The sequence below is a fragment of the Veillonella caviae genome, from assembly GCF_003992125.1.
Taxonomy (GTDB): domain Bacteria; phylum Bacillota; class Negativicutes; order Veillonellales; family Veillonellaceae; genus Veillonella; species Veillonella caviae.
The window spans coordinates 33,393-52,753 of sequence record NZ_RQUY01000003.1 but is presented as its reverse complement, the minus strand read 5'-3'; the positions used below and the strand labels follow the sequence as shown (position 1 = coordinate 52,753).

The 19,361-nt window shown below is 39.1% G+C and carries 14 protein-coding genes and 1 other RNA gene; all 15 read right to left on the bottom strand.

Annotation, left to right across the window (positions count from 1 at the left end):
* Positions 1 to 128 precede the first annotated feature (128 nt).
* A complete protein-coding gene (gene rny / locus EO120_RS01895) occupies positions 129 to 1,673 on the bottom strand; it encodes a ribonuclease Y (RefSeq protein ID WP_277282045.1) in 1,545 nt (514 codons plus the stop codon).
* A gap of 217 nt (positions 1,674 to 1,890) precedes the next feature.
* Positions 1,891 to 2,370, bottom strand: coding sequence for a regulatory protein RecX (locus EO120_RS01890; protein ID WP_241234847.1), 480 nt, complete (start codon positions 2,368 to 2,370; stop codon positions 1,891 to 1,893).
* Between the two features lie 44 nt (positions 2,371 to 2,414).
* On the bottom strand, positions 2,415 to 3,455 hold the full coding sequence (gene recA, locus EO120_RS01885; RefSeq protein ID WP_127133818.1) for a recombinase RecA: 1,041 nt from the start codon (positions 3,453 to 3,455) through the stop codon (positions 2,415 to 2,417).
* A 1-nt stretch (position 3,456) separates the two neighbouring features.
* A complete protein-coding gene (locus tag EO120_RS01880) occupies positions 3,457 to 4,704 on the bottom strand; it encodes a competence/damage-inducible protein A (protein ID WP_127133817.1) in 1,248 nt (415 codons plus the stop codon).
* Positions 4,705 to 4,722: 18 nt separating this feature from the next.
* On the bottom strand, positions 4,723 to 6,072 hold the full coding sequence (gene rimO / locus EO120_RS01875; RefSeq protein ID WP_127133816.1) for a 30S ribosomal protein S12 methylthiotransferase RimO: 1,350 nt from the start codon (positions 6,070 to 6,072) through the stop codon (positions 4,723 to 4,725).
* A 130-nt stretch (positions 6,073 to 6,202) separates the two neighbouring features.
* Positions 6,203 to 7,240: an ABC transporter substrate-binding protein gene (locus tag EO120_RS01870; protein WP_127133815.1), complete on the bottom strand. Its 1,038-nt coding sequence runs from the start codon at positions 7,238 to 7,240 to the stop codon at positions 6,203 to 6,205.
* On the bottom strand, positions 7,240 to 9,087 hold the full coding sequence (locus tag EO120_RS01865; RefSeq protein WP_127133814.1) for a YgiQ family radical SAM protein: 1,848 nt from the start codon (positions 9,085 to 9,087) through the stop codon (positions 7,240 to 7,242). The genes EO120_RS01870 and EO120_RS01865 overlap by 1 nt, the downstream gene beginning before the upstream one ends.
* Positions 9,088 to 9,222: 135 nt before the next feature.
* Complete coding sequence (locus EO120_RS01860) at positions 9,223 to 9,675, bottom strand: helix-turn-helix domain-containing protein (protein ID WP_127133813.1); 453 nt, start codon at positions 9,673 to 9,675, stop codon at positions 9,223 to 9,225.
* 12 nt (positions 9,676 to 9,687) lie between these two features.
* Positions 9,688 to 12,480 carry an FtsK/SpoIIIE family DNA translocase gene (locus EO120_RS01855; protein ID WP_127133812.1) on the bottom strand — a complete coding sequence of 931 codons (2,793 nt, stop codon included), beginning with the start codon at positions 12,478 to 12,480 and terminating at the stop codon, positions 9,688 to 9,690.
* A 77-nt stretch (positions 12,481 to 12,557) separates the two neighbouring features.
* On the bottom strand, positions 12,558 to 13,862 hold the full coding sequence (locus tag EO120_RS01850; RefSeq protein WP_127133880.1) for a replication-associated recombination protein A: 1,305 nt from the start codon (positions 13,860 to 13,862) through the stop codon (positions 12,558 to 12,560).
* Positions 13,863 to 14,055: 193 nt separating this feature from the next.
* Positions 14,056 to 14,227, bottom strand: a non-coding RNA gene (gene ssrS, locus EO120_RS01845) — 6S RNA.
* Between the two features lie 101 nt (positions 14,228 to 14,328).
* Positions 14,329 to 16,125, bottom strand: coding sequence for an aspartate--tRNA ligase (gene aspS, locus EO120_RS01840; protein WP_127133811.1), 1,797 nt, complete (start codon positions 16,123 to 16,125; stop codon positions 14,329 to 14,331).
* Positions 16,126 to 16,133: 8 nt separating this feature from the next.
* Entirely contained in the window at positions 16,134 to 17,405 is a 1,272-nt protein-coding gene (gene hisS, locus EO120_RS01835) for a histidine--tRNA ligase (RefSeq protein WP_127133810.1), read from the bottom strand.
* The gene (hemZ, locus tag EO120_RS01830; RefSeq protein WP_127133809.1) at positions 17,405 to 18,832 is read right to left on the bottom strand and encodes a coproporphyrinogen dehydrogenase HemZ; all 1,428 of its coding nucleotides are present in this window, start codon (positions 18,830 to 18,832) and stop codon (positions 17,405 to 17,407) included. Before hemZ ends, hisS begins: the two co-directional genes overlap by 1 nt.
* Positions 18,825 to 19,313: a Fur family transcriptional regulator gene (locus tag EO120_RS01825; protein WP_127133808.1), complete on the bottom strand. Its 489-nt coding sequence runs from the start codon at positions 19,311 to 19,313 to the stop codon at positions 18,825 to 18,827. Before EO120_RS01825 ends, hemZ begins: the two co-directional genes overlap by 8 nt.
* Positions 19,314 to 19,361: the final 48 nt, after the last annotated feature.

The window sequence follows — 19,361 nt, the reverse complement described above, 5'->3', positions numbered from 1 at the left end:
TTATATATAACTATATGCATATGAATAGTCCACTAATAGTTACATGTGTTTACTAGAACATACTATTAACTAACGATAATAATAGGCTGCAATAAATTGCAGCCTATTATTTATATTATACAATACGCTTATTTTGCGTAATCTACAACGCGTGTTTCACGAATGATAACAACCTTGATTTGACCTGGGTATTCTAATTCAGATTCAATGCGTTTTACAATATCTCGAACAAGCAATGTAGATTCAGCTTCATCAATCTTATCCGGTTTTACAACAACTCGAATTTCGCGACCTGCTTGAATAGCAAAACATTTTTCAACGCCGTCAAAAGATTCAGCAATTTCTTCTAATTTTGCTAAACGTTTCAAATAATTTTCTAACGTTTCTCTGCGGGCTCCTGGACGAGCTGCCGAAATGGCATCAGCGGCGGCGACAAGAACAGCTTCAACAGTTTGGAATTCTTCATCACCATGATGAGCACCAATACAATTGATTACAGCCGCACTTTCACGATATTTACGTGCTACATCAACGCCGATTTCAACGTGAGACCCTTCGATTTCACGATCTAACGCCTTACCAATATCATGGATTAAACCACCTCGTTTAGCCAATGTTACGTCACAACCAAGTTCCGCTGCCATTAAGCCTGCCAAGTGGGATACTTCAATAGAATGTTTTAACACATTTTGACCATAACTAGTACGGTATTTCAAACGACCTAAAATTTTTACAATTTCAGGATGTAAGCCATGAACATCAGCTTCAAAAGTTGCTTGTTCGCCAGCTTCTTTAATCGTTTGGTCTACCTCTTTACGCGCTTTTGCCACCATCTCTTCAATTCGAGCTGGATGGATACGCCCATCGACGATTAATTTTTCCAAAGCGATACGCGCTACTTCACGTCGAATAGGATCAAAACCAGATAAAATAACTGCTTCTGGTGTATCATCAATAATAAGATCAATACCAGTCAATGTTTCAAGAGCACGAATATTTCGACCCTCACGACCGATAATACGACCTTTCATTTCGTCATTAGGTAAAGCCACAACAGAAACAGTTGTTTCTGCCACATGGTCAGCAGCACAACGTTGAATAGCACTGGAAATAATCTCCTTTGCTTTTTTCTCTGCATCGTCTTTCGCTTGCTGTTCCATTTCTTTAACCATAATAGCTGTTTCATGACGAATCTCTTGTTCCACATTTGTAAGCAAAATATTCCGAGCCTCATCAAAAGTCATCCCAGAAATACGTTCCAATTCTGCCATTTGCTTATCATACAAAGCCTCAACCTTTGCTTGGTTTTGGACTAAGTCAGCTTCTTTGCGATGTAAAGCTTCCTCTTTGTGCTCAATATTGTCTAATTTTTTATCTAAAGATTCTTCTTTTTGAAGAATACGGCGCTCTAAACGTTGTAATTCAGAACGACGTTCTTTATTTTCTCGATCCACATCGGAACGAAGCTTATGAATTTCTTCTTTTGCTTCTAATAAAGCTTCTTTCTTTTTAGACTCAGCCATACGTTCACCATTTGCGACGATACGTGCAGCTTCTTGCTCAGCTTGATTCAGTTTTCCTTCAGCAATATTTTTTCGTAAAAAATAGCCTACCCCTAGTCCAATCAGTACCATTACCACTGCAATTAGACTATATTCTAAAATCACTCTCACCTCCTAAGATTCTAGTACGGGTACCACACCCATTGTTCCTGATTTATATACCAAATGAAAAGACCTACTAAAAAAATGTTTAGTTTGGCTATATTAATTTTAGACTTGAACGCCCGTTCTGTCAAGAACGGGCGGGGTTTGTATAGACCTTTAAAACTAGCTAAAACGAGATACATAAATGTATTTCTATTCTATTTGAATATATATTTACGAAGTTTTAGTCACTATAAAATTCGCGGCAAATTTGCGATATAGTACTCATAGAAAAGCCTCTATTCTTCAAAAAATTCATAACCTTCAGTTTAGAAATCTTTCCTAATGTAGCACCATATTTCTTCTCAGTTACACGAAATCCAGCACTTAGTTCATCGTAACTATTAATATCTAATGGCACATCTAAGCCGCGCAACTTCATTTTTTGTTTAATCATAAAAGTGCCGTACTTCTGTTCCTCCATTAAATATCGTAACACTTGATGCGATAAACGCTCATCGTTAATGTAATCATAGTAGATAAGTCGCTCCTCCACATAATCAATAAGATCATTATCGATTTGTTTACGTTTCATCTTTTGTCGCAGTTCAAAAGCGCTCAAGAAGCGTTGTGCCAAAAATCGATACGCTTGCTCTAAGGCCTTATGTTTTTCCTCTTCAGAAAACATAGTGCTACTAGATTCACGCACTAAATTATTACTCATACTAACCTCAACTGACAAAAAAGGGCTACCATGTAGCCCTTTTCTTATTCTTCTTCAAATACTTCTTCGCCTACTACATCTAATGCTTCTGGCTCAGCTGCCAATGTGTCGCGAATGATGCGTTCAATTTCTTCAGATACTTGTGGGTTATCGTGTAAAAACTGTTTAGCTGCTTCTTTACCTTGACCCATACGATCCCCATTATAGGAATACCATGCACCAGATTTCTTGATAATTTCCATATTAGTACCGATATCAATGAGGGTGCCTTCTTTGGAAATCCCCTTGCCATACATCAAATCGAATTCAGCCGTTTTAAATGGTGGAGCCACTTTATTTTTAACAATTTTTACTTTAGTGCGAGCACCTACATTTTCATTATTCAATTTAATCAATTCTCCTTTACGTACATCAAGACGTACGGAGGAATAGAATTTAAGCGCACGACCACCAGTTGTCGTTTCAGGATTACCAAACATGACGCCCACTTTTTCACGTAATTGATTAATAAAAATAACTACTGTATTGGTTTTATTAATAGTCCCTGTCAATTTACGCAAAGCTTTACTCATCAAACGAGCATGAAGGCCTACTTGAGCATCGCCCATTTCACCTTCAATTTCCGCTTTTGGTACCAATGCTGCAACGGAATCAACGACGACAATATCTACAGCACCACTGCGAACAAGAGCTTCAGTGATTTCTAATGCTTGTTCACCATTATCTGGTTGAGAAATTAATAGATTATTAATATCTACACCTAAATTACGGGCATATACAGGATCCATAGCGTGTTCTGCATCGATGAAAGCAGCAATGCCGCCTTGTTTTTGTGCTTCCGCTACAGCATGTAATGCTACGGTAGTTTTACCAGAAGATTCTGGTCCGTAAATTTCAATTACACGGCCACGAGGGAATCCCCCTACACCAACAGCCAAGTCTATAGCAAGGGACCCAGAAGAAATTACAGCCACATTCATACGATCTGCGGCTTCACCAAGGCGCATGATGGCACCTTTACCAAAATCTTTTTCAATTTGTTTTAACGCGTTATCTAACGCTGTTTGTCTACCATCTTGAGCCATTTTACATCCTCGTTTCTTGAATATATAGATTCATATAATATAGTGCCAACTCTGCTGCACTCTGTCTAATACCTTCTCGATTGCCAATTAAATTAGCTTTATGTGCCACCGTGCCTTTTGGTCCTGCAATACCAAACCATACAAGGCCTACAGGTTTTTCTACACTACCACCACCAGGGCCAGCAATACCTGTAGTAGATACAGCATAGGTAGTATTAATAACCTTACGAGCGCCTTCTGCCATAGCTTTTGCTACCTGCTCACTAACAGCGCCGTAGGTATCAAGCATATCCTGAGATATACCTAACATTCGATGTTTTATATCATCACTATAAGATATAATGCCACCCCTATAATAATCACTACTACCACTCACATTAGTTAACAATTTGCCCACTAAACCAGCTGTACAAGATTCAGCAGTACTAATGGACCCTTTTACCTCTTTTAAAGTAGCCCCTAATGTATCCTCCATAGATATAGTCAAATCTCGACCTATCTGCGCACCTAATCGTTTACGAATTATAGTATCCCATGGTTGCAACAAAATATCAGCTTCTTCTCGAGTATTGGCTTTTGCAGTAATGCGTACTTCGATATACCCTTTTTTAATAAGTAATGCAATAGTTGGATTCGATTGGGATTTGATAAGATCCATTAATCGTTCTTCTAAATCGATTTCTCGAATATCATACACACCATATCGATAGGAGGTTACAACTCCTTGCACTCCAAATCGATTTTGTAAATAAGGCACTAAACTTTCAGTAAACATACCTTTCATTTCACCAGGAGGCCCTGGTAATAAAACGAATGTAATATCATCGGCTACAGTCACCACACCTGGAGCAACACCTACAGGATTGTGCAATACCTCTGATCCTTCTGGCAACAGTGCTTCACGGCGACTAGCATCAGGCATAGGGCGATTAACACGTTTAAAAAAACGTTTTACTTCCTCCATAGCCAACTCATTAAAGACAATATCTTTATCAATAGCATTAGCTAGCACTTGTCGTGTAATATCACCTTGTGTAGGTCCTAGTCCACCAGTAGAAATAACAATATCAGCCCGCGATGCAGCCTTGGAAAATACCTCCGCCATGCGCTCGTAATTATCACCCACCACAGTCTGATAAGCAACAGTATATCCTAGTTTATTTAATTCCTTGGCAAGCCAAGATACATTTGTATTTATCGTATCACCTAGAAGTAATTCAGAACCCGTAGAGATTAATTCTACAATCATCGTATACCTCCTGTACCATTAGTCCTCTACAATGGTAGCCACTACATCATAAGCAAATCCTTGATTTACTTGAACCTTAATGATATCACCAGGTTTTAACCGATTGCCACAGTCTTCGATATACATACTACCATCTACATCTGGGGCTTGGGATTTTAATCGACCTTTAGCAAGCACAGTATTGTGATCCCCTTCTTCTAGTTCTTCTACCATAGCATAGTCAATAGACCCTTCTAATTCACGATTATTTTCTTCTGAAATAGCCGCCTGAATAGACATCAATGTATGGTAGCGCTCTTCTTTTACCTCTTCTGGCACTTGATCCTCACGAGCCCCTGCGACAGTCCCCTCTTCTTGAGAGTATGTAAATACCCCCATATTATCAAATTTTATATCTTTTACAAATTCACAAAGTTCCGCAAATTGTTCATCTGTTTCCCCAGGAAATCCTACGATAATAGATGTGCGCAATGTAACATGGGTTGGCGCATTTCTAATTGTTTTCAGCAAGCGTTCGATATCTTCACGAGAATCACGACGATTCATTTGTTTTAAAATATCATTATTCACATGTTGCAATGGAATATCTACATATTTACATAATTTCGGTTCATTAACGATGATATCTAATAACTCACCGCTAAAGAAAGTTGGATATAAGTAGAGCATGCGAATCCATTCGATGCCCTCCACAGTAGTCAATTCCTTGAGCAATGTAGTGAGTAATGGCTTACCATCATTTAAGTCGATGCCATAACTCGTTGTATCTTGGGCAATAAGAACGATTTCTTTAACACCAGATGTAGCTAAGCGCTCTACTTCTGTTTTAATAGATTCAATGGTACGACTTCTAAAAGCGCCGCGCACCTTAGGAATGATGCAAAATGTACATCCATTATTACATCCTTCTGCAATTTTTACATATGCACTATAACGAGGTGTCGTTTGAATACGAGGCATTCTTTCATCATAGATATTCGTAATGTTTTCCATGATACAGCTGCGATTACCATGTTCGATAGCATCTACAGCGACCATAATTTGATCCCATGCACCAGTACCGATGAGGGCATCAATTTCTGGAATTTCTGTAAATAACTCATCTTGATATTGTTGGCTCAAGCATCCTGCTACGATAAGACCTTTGCAACGACCAATGTCTTTGTATTGAGCAGCCTCTAGAATCGTATTAATAGACTCAACTTTCGCCTTTTCTATAAAAGTACATGTATTAATAACGATTAAATCAGCTTCACTTAAATTTTCGGTAATGGCATATCCATTATCCTTTAATAGACCGAGCATAACCTCTGTGTCTACCAAATTTTTAGCACAACCTAGGCTAATATATCCTAGCAATTTGGACATTCTATTTCCTTTCTATTTTTACCTCTATAACTAAAATCATATTCATTAATTATCATGTAATTCCTCTGCTTACAGGGCGCGCATATATGATATCTAAATTTTACAATATATCTATCTCGGTAGAAACCTATTATTCTCGGCGAAAACGAACTTGGCTCACCCAATGATTTAATAGCAATTGTTTACCCTCTAATGTATAACCGCCATTAATAGGCCATAGCACGAGGCTGCGACCAAGAGAATCTAATGGTTCTACCACCTCTGGATTCGTGAATATATAGGCAAAATTATTATCCTTCATATATTTAGCCGTATCTGCGGATAATAACCATGTAATAAATTCGATGCTTTCAGTTTTATGTTTAGAATTTTTTTGAACAGCCGCACCCGTTACATAATATGACGTACCATCACCAGGGTAAATAATTTTAACAGGGTACGAATGACGCACATATTGCTGTGCATCAGATAAATTTCCAATTCCAATATCTGATTCACCTAGTGCTGTCAAACGAATCGGTGTAGATAAAAATTTAGCATGTTGCATTATATGTGGTTTTAATGCGAGCAAATAAGATAATGCCTCTGGCTCACCTTTATATTCCACCATATTGTAAAGCAAATTAGCTGCATTTTGAGACGCTACAAAATCTGTCATTACAACTCGCCAATCACCTGGTTTTTGTAAGGAGTTCCAAGTGGTAATATAACGGCCCATTTCATTATAAAAACTGTCATGCTGTACGAATACCACTGGATCATACCATAAGCCTACCCAATATCCGTTAACGTCTTTTAACGTATCTAATACTTCATCAATACGCTCATTTACAACGGGCAAAAATTTATCTTTTTGTGCCCCCATAACGAGATTATCTTCCGATGTAAGTACTATATCACCTGATGTATCAGCTAAACTAGAGTTAACACGTTGTGTCATCTGTTCCTCTGTAAGAGGCAATATAGTAACTTTTACATTACGCTCTTCTAAATACTTATCCGCTAAGAGAGTTGTCAAATTATTAGGCAAATCGGTATAAACCGTAATTTCCCCTTTAATAGGCACTTTTGCTCGCTCTACTTGCTCTTCGTGATAATAAAAAATGCCATAGCTTAGCATAGCGATAATAAAAAGCGATAATACACTAAATGCCATCCAGCGTTTCATTATCTATATCTCCTTTTAGGACTCGATACAGCTCGTCTACCTACTTTTGCCCTTCCAATAGGGCGCGGTGGAATTAAACATTTCGGACCAAAACCAATTAAATCTCGACGATTACCTTCAATGAGAGCTTCTTTTACAAGGTCATAATTCTCAATATTTTTATACTGCATAAGGGCACGCTGCTTAGCTTTATCTCGCCCTTTTTTAGCAACGTACACCGATGTACCATCTAATGGATTAATACCTGTATAATACATACATGTTGATAAGCTGCCCGGTGTAGGAATAAAATCCTGCACCTGTTCAGGATACATATGTTGATCTCGTAAAAACTCCGCTAATTCGATAGCATCATCTAAAGTACACCCTGGATGAGAACTCATAAAATATGGTACTAAGTATTGCTTTTTACCTAATTGGTGATTAGCGTCTTCAAACCATTTTTTAAAAGTGAGAAATGCTTCTTTACCAGCTTTTCCCATCATAGTTGTAACACGATTAGAAATGTGTTCTGGTGCTATCTTTAACTGACCGCTCACATGATGCTCACATAATTCCTTCACAAAGGCTTTATTATTATCAGCTAATACATAGTCGTACCGTAAACCAGAGCGAACAAAAACCTTTTTAACACCTTTCAACTTGCGTAATTTACGCAGCAAGGATACATAATCGCTATGATCGGTATTTAGATTTTCACATGGCACAGGGGCCGCACAAGTTTTACCTTTACATGCGCCATATTTTGCTTGTTTGTCGCAAGCTAAATGGCGAAAGTTTGCCGTTGGACCTCCCACATCATGGATATACCCTTTAAAATTATCCATTTTAATCATCACTTCAGCTTCTCTAATCAATGATTCATGACTACGATTTTGAATAATACGCCCTTGATGATTTGTAATAGCACAGAATGAACAACTACCAAAACACCCACGCTGACTAACAAGACTAAATTGCACTTCACTAAGGGCAGGAACTCCACCCTTAACATCATATTTAGGATGCCACGTGCGAGTATAAGGCAAATTATACACACCATCCATTTCCTCTTGTGTAAGTGGTAATGCTGGTGTATTTTGCACCATGTATCGGTCCCCATGTTGCTGTACAACGATTTTCCCATAATGTGGGTCTTGCTCATCATATTGAATACGAAATGCATCGGCAAATGCGAGCTTATCGACCTTGATTTTTTCATAAGAAGGACAGACAACATGAGGAGCATCAGGTAAATCCTTAGACATGTAGCAAATACCTCGGATATCTGGCAAGGCACTTTCAAATCGACCTGCATCAAGAGCGTCAGCTAATTCTATAATTTGTAATTCTCCCATTCCGTAAATGAGCACATCTGCCTTTGAATCCACCAAAATCGATCGACGTACCGTATCCGACCAGTAATCGTAATGTCCAAATCTTCTCAACGATGCTTCAATACCACCAATAATAAGAGGTACATCACGATACGCTTCCTTCATTCGATTGGCATATACAAGAGTAGCACGATCTGGCCGATGACCAGACTCACCTCCAGGAGAGTAGTCATCTTCCCGCCGAACTTTTTTGGCTGCTGTAAATTTATTAAGCATAGAATCTAGATTACCAGCAGTTACTAAAGATGCTAATCGAGGTTTGCCTAGCTTTTTAAATGCATTTACATCATTCCAATCCGGTTGGTCAATAATGCCTACACGATACCCCTTAGACTCTAAATATCGGCCAATAACAGCAGCTGCAAAGGATGGATGATCCACATAAGCATCACCACTGATAAGGACAAAGTCAAGCTCGGTCCAGCCCCGTTTCTCCATATCTGACCGTTCAGTCACTAAAAATGTATTCATTAACAAACCGTCCTTGTAGATGTAAATCAAGATATAACAGATCCCTCATCAAATAACGCACACATGGCTACAATGAAGGATTAACGAACAATTGTCTAATACTGTTCTCATAAATAAAATTAACTAATAAACTAATTAAAATAGAAATAACCAAATTAAAAATATACTCATACATACGGCAATGACTGCTAAGATAATGCGTTCTTGTTCAATGGAACGCTGCCTCTTTACTTGCCGAGTTTCTAAAGACATACGCGGTTTAGCCGTACGATGTTCTAAATATTCCGATTGCACGTCACCAATGATGGATTCTTTTTTTTGTCTCATAATAGGTCGTACTGTGAAAGTATCGACTTCCCCCACAACACATTGATATTCTTTGACCAATCTATCCCCATCAAGACCTAAATAGTTGCCATAATTACGAATAAACCCCTTAGCATATACGCGACCAGGAATAACGGAAAAATTGCCATCTTCGATAGCTTCTAAATAAGTCGTTTTAATATGTAGTACTTGTTCTACATCTTTGAAGGTAAGGTTCCTACGGACCCGTTCCCTTCGCAATTCTTCGCCTAGTGCAGCCACAGGTCCTCCCTTCTACTCCTCTGAATCAGGGAAATAGCGCAATTTCACCTGTTCTGGAGTCATTAAAATTTCTCGTGCTTTACTGCCCACATTAGGACCGACGATTTTTAAATCCTCCATAGTATCAATCAAGCGTCCTGCCCGAGTATACCCAATACGGAAACGACGTTGTAACATTGATACAGAAGCTTGATTCGATTCCATAACAAGATTAACAGCTCTTTCTAAGAGTTCATCCCATTCACCATTATCTTCGCCAGTTTCCTCTTTCTCTGTATCTTTATCAGCTTCTGCAGTTACCGTATCATCATATTCAGGTTCTCGTTGTTTTTTTACAAATTCAACGAGATGTTCTACTTCATCATCAGAGATAAAAGCACCTTGCACACGAATCGGCTTATTGGCTCCAATTGGAGCAAATAGCATATCACCTTTACCGAGAAGTTTTTCAGCACCTGCCATATCAAGAATAGTACGGGAATCAATTTGAGAACCTACCGCAAAAGAAATACGGCTCGGTACGTTCGCTTTAATAGAACCAGTAATAACGTTAACAGACGGACGTTGTGTAGCCAATACCATGTGGATACCAGCTGCCCGTGCCATCTGTGCTAAACGACTAATGGATTCCTCAATATCATCTGGTGCCGTCATCATAAGGTCTGCCAATTCGTCGATAATGAGGACGATAAGAGGCATAGCCTCTTTAGGATGAGCTTCATTATAGCTTTTAATATCTCGCTTGCCCGATGCAGCAAAGGCTTTGTAACGAGCTTCCATTTCACGCACCGCCCAACGCAATACGGCAGCGGCTTTTTTCATATCTGTCACAACAGGTGCCATCAAATGTGGGATACCATTGTAAATAGATAATTCAACCATTTTAGGGTCAATAAGTAATAGTTTTACCTCTTCTGGTTTCCGACTAAAAAGAATACTGGAAATCAATGTATTCACACATACAGATTTCCCAGACCCAGTTGTACCAGCCACTAATAAATGAGGCATTTTAGCAAGATCTGTGATGACAGGTTTACCTGCAATATCTTTGCCAAGACCAACGGGAATACCGCCACGAGCCTCTTTAAAATCATTACAATCAAGGACATCCCTAAGATGTACCGCCGATGTTTTTGTATTTGGCACTTCGATACCGATAGCAGATTTACCTGGTATCGGTGCTTCCATACGAATATGTTGGGCTGCTAAGTTAAGAGCGATATCATCTGTTAAATTAACGATGCGGCTTACCTTAACACCTTGAGCTGGTTCAATTTCATAACGCGTTACTGTAGGACCTTGTGTAGCATTCACAACCTTTGCAGAAATACCAAAACTAGCTAATACTTCTTCAAGGCGCATCGCATTATACGCCACTTCTTCGTTATTATTGCTTCCCTCCTCCCCTTTCGCTAAAAGGTCTAAGCTTGGGAAGTGATATGGTCTATCATAAGTTCGATGAATTTGTCCCTCTTTAGATACCGCTACTTGCGCCGTATCTTCTGCAGTACTAGCCAAGGATGGAACATTAATTCCCATACCTGTTAAACCTGTACCGGAGCTTTCATTACTAGCTGCGGATCCAGTACCAGGTACAGCATTAAGACGAGCCACATGATCTGTTTCGATATTTTCCATAGCTAGTGGACGATAGGAATAAGATTTAGAATTGTCCATTGTATGATCTGTACTGCTAATATTTGAATGATTTATATCTCCAGATAGTGACACAGAGTTATCAGATTCCACGCTTTCTATATCAACAAGGTGTTCATCAAAATCTTTATTTACATCACTTGAAGAATTATCGAAAGAATTAGAATCATCTTCTTCATATATATCATCAGAATCGTCTAATATCCAACGAGATTTAGCATTAGCGTTAGTATTATCACCAACATTAAATTTCTCATCGGTTATATCAGCATCACCTGATGTCATGGAGCGATTGGCTAATTGTTCCGCTGCACGATTACGCCCTTCGATTTCAGCTAACTCTTTAAATGATGATGGCCTTCTTGTATCTATAGGGGTAACTTTAAATTCATCACTATCATCGATGATGCCACGGTCCACTAAAGTTTCCACAGCTTCTTCTGCAGCATTAGAAAAACGCATATCTTTTTCACGGTCGTAAGCTTTACGTTGCGCTGCTTCTTTGCGCTGTTCCGCCCAATCTTCGATAACCTCTTTTGCTACAGCTACCTTTTCGGCAGCCACTTCTCTAGCCATATCGAAGCCTACTTGTGTTTTGTCTGCTGCCTTACGTAACCCACTGCGTAACGATAGACGAGTAATGATAATACCACAGCAGAGCATTAATACAACAACTACTAAAATAGCACCAATTTCACCAAATAAGGACCGAAAAAAGGTGGCTAACATACCGCCAACTACACCACCTTCGCCAGCTAATCGTGTAGTATCTAATTCGGCTCCTACAGGTACACGCCACAAGGGCACCAATGTTATCAACAAAGCATAGAAGATTGTAACAACAACACCACGTTTTGTAACAGACATAAATAAACCGCTATATAATAAGCGCCATCCTAACCATAATAACGCTAAGCATGGAATAAAGCCCCCAAAGCCAAATCCATAGCGGAATATGCCCGTTAAAATATCCCCGACGATACCTAGGTCTAAACCAAAATACCCTAATAATGCTAAAATGGCAAAGCCGATAATAATAAGACCTTTTACCTCATTGCGAAGGGAGAACCCCTCTTTTTGAGGAACCGGTGTGGCACGCTTTTTACGCGGTTTGCGACCTCGGGAAGAAGTCTTTTTTTCTTCTGCCATAACTCAATAATACCCCTTACTATAAAAACTAAATACTGCAATTAACTTATCATTATATTATACCATAAAGAGGGGGTCTATTTACCATTTCTATGTTGTTCCCAATTCTCTAACAAGGTCGCTTCTCGACCTCTACGAATTCCTTCGTAATAGGTAACCCCTCTTAATGAGTCTGGCAAATATTGTTGCTCTACATATCCATTAGGATAGTTATGGACGTATTTATAAGTCAGCCCATACCCAAGCTTAGTAGCTCCACTATAATGGCTATCTCGTAAATGCTCCGGTATCGCACCGCACTCTTTGTGACGCACATCAGATATAGCAGCGTCAATGCCGACATAAGCAGAATTACTTTTAGGGGCTAAAGCTACATAACAAGCAGCTTCCGACAAAATAATACGAGCTTCAGGGAAACCAACCATATGGGCTGCCTGTGCTGCTGCATTGGCTAATATGAGCGCTTGCGGATCGGCTAAACCTACATCTTCGGCGGCACAAATGACGATACGGCGCGCAATAAAGTTAGGATCTTCACCAGCCTCAATCATACGCGCTAAATAATGAAGAGTAGCTTGTACATCAGAACCGCGCATGCTTTTAATAAAAGCAGATATAGTGTCATAATGACTATCGCCTTTTTTATCGTATGTGTAAATGCGACGACCTACTACTTTTTCCATAACCTCTAGTGTGATAGTCCCTTTATCAGGCACCATAGCGGCTGCTTGCTCTAAAATATTGAGAGCCATTCGCCCATCACCATTTACAAAGATCCCTATATCTTCTTTTACCTCATCAGACATAGTGAGTTCCCTATCACCCAAGCCGATTTCACAATCTGTTAAAGCGCGAGTTAAGATTTGTCCAATTGCCTTTGGCGTTAACGCTTCTAATGTAATCAATCGAAGCCGTGATAACAATGGGCGATTTACTTCAAAAAATGGGTTTTCTGTAGTAGCCCCAATCAAAATAATGGTGCCATCTTCTACACAAGGTAGCAGTACATCTTGTTGACTTTTGTTAAAACGATGAATTTCATCGAGGAATAAAATAGTTCGTTGTTGTAAAGACCGAACGCGTTTACGTGCATCTTCTATAATATTGCGCAATTCACCGATGCCTGCATTGGTAGCATTGAGATTGACAAAATAACTATTACTAACCTTTGCAATAATGCCAGCTAATGTGGTTTTTCCGATGCCACAAGGACCATAGAATAACATAGATGGTACAGTATCCTTCTCTACCATGGCACGCAAAAAGGTTCCCTTTCCTACTGCTTTTTCTTGACCAAAAAAATGATCTAGTTGAGTCGGCCGCATACGGACCGGTAGAGGTTCGTATCGATTTGTAGGTAAAGCATCAAATAAACTATCCATCATATCACCTCCAAAACGCTATGCTACCAATAGATATTACTATCCACTAAACCATTAGACTACTATTAGCACATGAAATCAACGACCTATCTCCCAATAATATCGATTTAATAGATACATAATGATAAATAACTATTTCAAACAAAAGAAAACCTTGGTATACACATACCAAAGCTTCAGGTTTTTCTATATAAAAAGCCCCACCATGCCGTAATGTACCGCGTTTTGATCCTGCGTTGGCAGGTGGGTGTCCTCCTCATCCTGCAGTTGTCCCCAAAGGGCGTAACGTTCAGACGAGAGACCGGACTCCCGAAGTAAAAGTGTTGGCTCAAAACTGCGATATCACACGCACATGGCAGGGATATCTTATACATAAATAGTATCAAAAAGATTCGTTATTTTCAAGACTTGACATTTATGAAAATGCAAATTCTTGCGGACTATTTGTGGTATACACCACTTTAGATTAAACGAGTTTTTCTTTTTCTACATCTGTTTTAATATGTAATTCTTTTAATTGTTTAGGTTCTACTTCTGATGGAGCTTGGCTCATAACATCAGATGCAGATTGTGTTTTAGGGAATGCAATTACGTCGCGAATAGATTGGCGTTTTGCCATCAACATAACAAGACGATCCAAACCAAATGCACAGCCTGCATGAGGTGGTGCACCGTATTGGAATGCATCAAGCATAAAACCAAACTTAGATTTTGCCTCTTCCTCTGATAAACCAATAGCAGCAAATACTTTTTCTTGTACGTCAGATTGATAAATCCGCAAAGAACCGCCACCAATTTCGACACCATTCAATACCATATCATAAGCGATAGCTTTTACGCTACCAGGGTCGGATTGTAATTTATCAAGGTCTTCACGACGTGGCATAGTGAACGGATGGTGCATCGCAACATAGCGTTTTTCATCTTCATTGTATTCGAACATAGGGAAATCAGTAACCCATGTAAAAGCTAATTTATCTTGGTCAATCATGTTCATACGACGAGCCATTTCAAGGCGCAATTCACCGAGAGCACGTGCCACAACAGCAGGTTTATCAGCAATCATCAATACAAGATCACCAGGTTTTGCATCCATTTTAGCGCCTATATTTTTAATCGTATCTTCGCCTAAGAATTTCATAATTTGAGATTTGATGGATCCATCTTCATTGAAGCAAGCCCAAGCCAAACCTTTTGCACCATAACGATTTACATATTCTACTAAATCGTCTAATTCACGACGAGGAATGCCTGCATCGCCAGGCACAACGATGCCTTTGACAACGCCACCATTGTCAATAACAGATCGGAATACTTTAAATTCAGTATCTTTTACAAGATCTGTAACATCGGTAAATTCCATACCGAAACGAAGATCTGGTTTATCAGAACCATATTTATCCATTGCTTCGTCCCAAGTAATGCGAGGCATTGGCAAAGGGATATCTTTACCTAATGCAGCTTTGAATACATCAGCAATCATTTGCTCCAATAATGCGTACATATCTTCTTCGTCTACAAAGCTCATTTCCAAGTCCAATTGAGTGAACTCAGGTTGACGATCGGCGCGCAAATCTTCATCTCGGAAGCAACGGACAATTTGGAAATATTTTTCATAGCCTGCAACCATCAAAATTTGTTTAAAAATTTGTGGAGATTGTGGCAGTGCATAGAATGTACCAGCATTTACACGAGATGGAACGAGGTAATCGCGAGCCCCTTCTGGTGTAGATTTAGTAAGCATTGGAGTTTCAATTTCCAAGAAATCGCGACTATCAAAGAAATCGCGCATTGCTTTTGTCACTTTGTGACGCAAAATCAAATTGCGTTGCATTTCTGGGCGACGTAAATCGAGATAACGATATTTTAAACGAATATTTTCATCTACATCGATATCATCTTGAATGTAGAATGGAGGGGTTTTCGCCGTATTTAACACGCGAAGTTCTTCACAATACATTTCATAAGCCCCTGTAGGCAAGTTAGGATTTACAGCAGATTCATCGCGTTTTGTAATTTTACCGCGCACGCAAAGAACGTATTCATTACGTACATCTTCTGCTTTGTGGAACGATTCCACATTGTGATCTGGGGACGCTACAACTTGAACTACGCCAGAACGATCGCGTAAATCCAAGAAAATCAAACCACCATGGTCACGACGACGTTCTACCCAACCACATAATACTACCTCTTTACCTATTTCTGCTTCAGAAATAGTGCCACAACCGTGTGTACGGTGCAAGCCTTGCATTGTTTCCATTCTAATTGTCATCCTTTCACCAACGAAGTTATACGTTCAGAAACAGATTCTAACGCTACTGTTTCTTGTTCACTTGTTTCCATAAAACGAATAATAGCTTGTTTATTTGCTAATTCATCATCACCCAATATGATAACATATTTCGCATTAATTTTGTTAGCATATTTTAATTGTGCCTTCATGCTTTTCCCTTGTCCATCCATTTCTACGGTAACGTAGTCATTTCTAAGGGTTTGACAAATTTTGAAAGCTTCCACCTTCGCCGCATCGCCGAGGGCCACCACAAATACAGATGGTTCAATAACAGATTCAGGCAAAAGATTTTGTTTTTCTAAAGCCAACAACAAACGTTCCATCCCCATAGCAAAGCCAATAGCAGGTGTGTGTGGACCATCGAGTTCCTCTACGAGACCATCATAACGACCACCACCGGCTACAGCACTTTGAGCACCTAATGGTGTATATTGTACTTCAAAGGCAGTCTTTGTATAGTAATCTAAGCCGCGTACCAAACGAGGGTTCAAATTATATTGAATATTCGCTGCATTGAGCAATGATTTTAATTCTTCAAAATGATCGTGACATTCTTCGCAAAGATGTTCATGAATTTCAGGAGCCCCTACGGACAATGCTTTACATGTTTCATTTTTGCAATCTAAAATGCGCAATGGATTTTTGTATAAACGCTCTTGGCAATCAGAGCACAACTGTTCTTTTTTAGGCTCAAAGAACTCGATTAGTTTTTGTCGATATGCAGGGCGGCATGTAGGACATCCTACAGAGTTCACCTCTACGTTAAGCTCTGTAAGACCGAAATCTTTTAATAATTGCACTACCATACAAACAACTTCACTATCTACTACAGGCGATTGAGAACCTAATACTTCCGCTCCAAATTGATGGAATTCACGATAGCGACCGGCTTGTGGTTTATCGTGGCGGAACATGGAGCCCATGTAATACCATTTCGTTAACGCTTCTTTGCCATATACTTTATTTTCTAAATAAGCGCGTACTGCAGATGCTGTATTTTCTGGTCGCAATGTATAACTTTGCTCCTTATCATCGCCGGTGGAGAATGTATACATTTCTTTTGATACTACATCCGTAGTTTCACCAATACCACGAAGAAATAATTTAGTATCTTCAAATACAGGTGTACGGATTTCATTAAAGCCATAGGCTTTACAAATATCACGCATACGACCTTCAATAAAATGCCAGTTTACGATTTGTTCTGGCAAAAAATCTTGTGTACCTCTTGGTTTTCTAATCGCCATCACTGAACCTCCCAAAATGAGTCACATAATGCATGCCGTTTGTTTAGTAAAGACTGTATCGTTGCATTATACACGTCTACATCTTTCGGCATGTGTTGTTTCTTCTGTCTAAATAATGGTGCACGCATCCATTTTGATGAACTACCTGGCCCGATAGACATAATCGTTTGGCGCTCTTCCATTATATTAATATTATATTCGCAGGCTTTACCGGGTAAGGTGTATCCTATATTTTCTAATTGACCTTTCATATACTGTTGGCGATATAAGTAATATGGTACATACCCAGCTACTTCTAATCGCTCCTTTGCATATTGTACCATGTCTCTTACAAGAGACTCATTCGGTACATGTTCTTGCATCTGTAAATCATATAAAGGACTCCCCCGTTTAATTGCTAACGTATGAATTGTAACATTTTCAGGTAAATTCTGACAAATGTAATCCATATTATCTACCATATGAATCATCTGTTGATGAGGCAATCCAGCAATAAAATCCATATTAACCGCTAATTTTGTATATTTTCTGACATAGCGATACATATCATCAATATCTTGTACCGTATGGCCCCTACCAATGGCGCGCAAAATAATATCATCCATAGTTTGAGGATTAATACTGATTCGATTCACATGACAAGACTCCATGGATTTAATTTTTTCTTTTGTCACTGAATCGGGTCGGCCTGCTTCTACAGTAAACTCACGACCTTTTGGAACTATGCGAGATAATCCACGTAACACTGTGTCAAAACTATCATTATCTAAGATGGTAGGCGTACCACCACCCATATATAATGTTTTTACATTAAGACCGTAGCTTTCACACAAGCTAACCATATCATCTATATCCATCATCAATGTATTAATAAATAAGTCTTGCTGGGGGTATTGTTGATACAGTCCATAAGGAAAAGAACAATACACACAGCGGGTTTCACAAAAAGGGATTCCACAATAAATACTCACATCACGATCATCACCAACCTCAACAAAAGGTCGTTGATAAACACCGATTGCAGCCAAGGTATCAAGTTTTTCCATAGATACAGAAAACTCGTCCCTAATGTGACGAGTTGCTTCCTCTACAGATCCATATGTATCTATGTATTTGTGTAACAATTTCGTAGGCCGCACGCCCACCATAGTCCCCCATTCATTATAGGATGGTAATCCTTGTAGTTCTCTGAGGAATACGAGCAATGCTTGCCCTATATGACGACGTCCTAAGGACGTAATAGCCCCTGTAAATGTACGTTCTATGCCATCAACGCGAACTGAAAGTACATAAGAATCGCCATTCTCTACGGCATCTAGCACTACATCAGGATTTACTGCATCGGAAAAAAGCCCCGCTGCGCCACAATTATGGGCCACTACCGAACCGAGTGGCAATGGCCCTTTATAATGATATCCATTAAGCATGATGAGTCATTTTATCCAATTTCTCAAGTTCTGCTGGCGTCATATGTTGCTGGCAATCGCTACAGTAACCATACACTTTTAATTGGTGATCCACAGTGCGGAAATTTAATTTTTTCGCAATAATAGATTCCAATGTTTCCAACATATCATCTTCAAATTCAGATACTTTTCCACATTTTACACAAATCAAATGATGATGGAAATGAGCAAATTCTTCATCATTTAACTCATAACGATTCCGACCGTCACCAAAATCAAGGCGTTTTAACAAATCTAATTCAGTGAACAAATCTAATGTGCGGTAAATGGTAGCCAAACCGATATCAGGTGCTACTTCTTTAACGAGTATATACACATCTTCTGCACTTAAATGGTTTTCTTCTGCAGTAATAAAAGCTTGTAAAATAGTTTGACGTTGTGTAGTTAATTTATATTTTTTATCTTTAATACGCTCTTTTAATGTTTCTAATGTTGTATTCATAGTATTCCCTTTCTTACTAAATACATCTAAGGATTTCGTTCTATCACA

Coding starts and splice junctions, on each gene's coding strand:
- EO120_RS01865 (WP_127133814.1), bottom strand. CDS start 9,087: ATGAATACATTTTTAGTGACTGAACGGTCAGATATGGAGAAACGGGGC.
- EO120_RS01890 (WP_241234847.1), bottom strand. CDS start 2,370: ATGAGTAATAATTTAGTGCGTGAATCTAGTAGCACTATGTTTTCTGAA.
- EO120_RS01825 (WP_127133808.1), bottom strand. CDS start 19,313: ATGAATACAACATTAGAAACATTAAAAGAGCGTATTAAAGATAAAAAA.
- recA (WP_127133818.1), bottom strand. CDS start 3,455: ATGGCTCAAGATGGTAGACAAACAGCGTTAGATAACGCGTTAAAACAA.
- EO120_RS01855 (WP_127133812.1), bottom strand. CDS start 12,480: ATGGCAGAAGAAAAAAAGACTTCTTCCCGAGGTCGCAAACCGCGTAAA.
- EO120_RS01850 (WP_127133880.1), bottom strand. CDS start 13,862: ATGGATAGTTTATTTGATGCTTTACCTACAAATCGATACGAACCTCTA.
- aspS (WP_127133811.1), bottom strand. CDS start 16,125: ATGGAAACAATGCAAGGCTTGCACCGTACACACGGTTGTGGCACTATT.
- hemZ (WP_127133809.1), bottom strand. CDS start 18,832: ATGCTTAATGGATATCATTATAAAGGGCCATTGCCACTCGGTTCGGTA.
- EO120_RS01870 (WP_127133815.1), bottom strand. CDS start 7,240: ATGAAACGCTGGATGGCATTTAGTGTATTATCGCTTTTTATTATCGCT.
- EO120_RS01880 (WP_127133817.1), bottom strand. CDS start 4,704: ATGATTGTAGAATTAATCTCTACGGGTTCTGAATTACTTCTAGGTGAT.
- rimO (WP_127133816.1), bottom strand. CDS start 6,072: ATGTCCAAATTGCTAGGATATATTAGCCTAGGTTGTGCTAAAAATTTG.
- hisS (WP_127133810.1), bottom strand. CDS start 17,405: ATGGCGATTAGAAAACCAAGAGGTACACAAGATTTTTTGCCAGAACAA.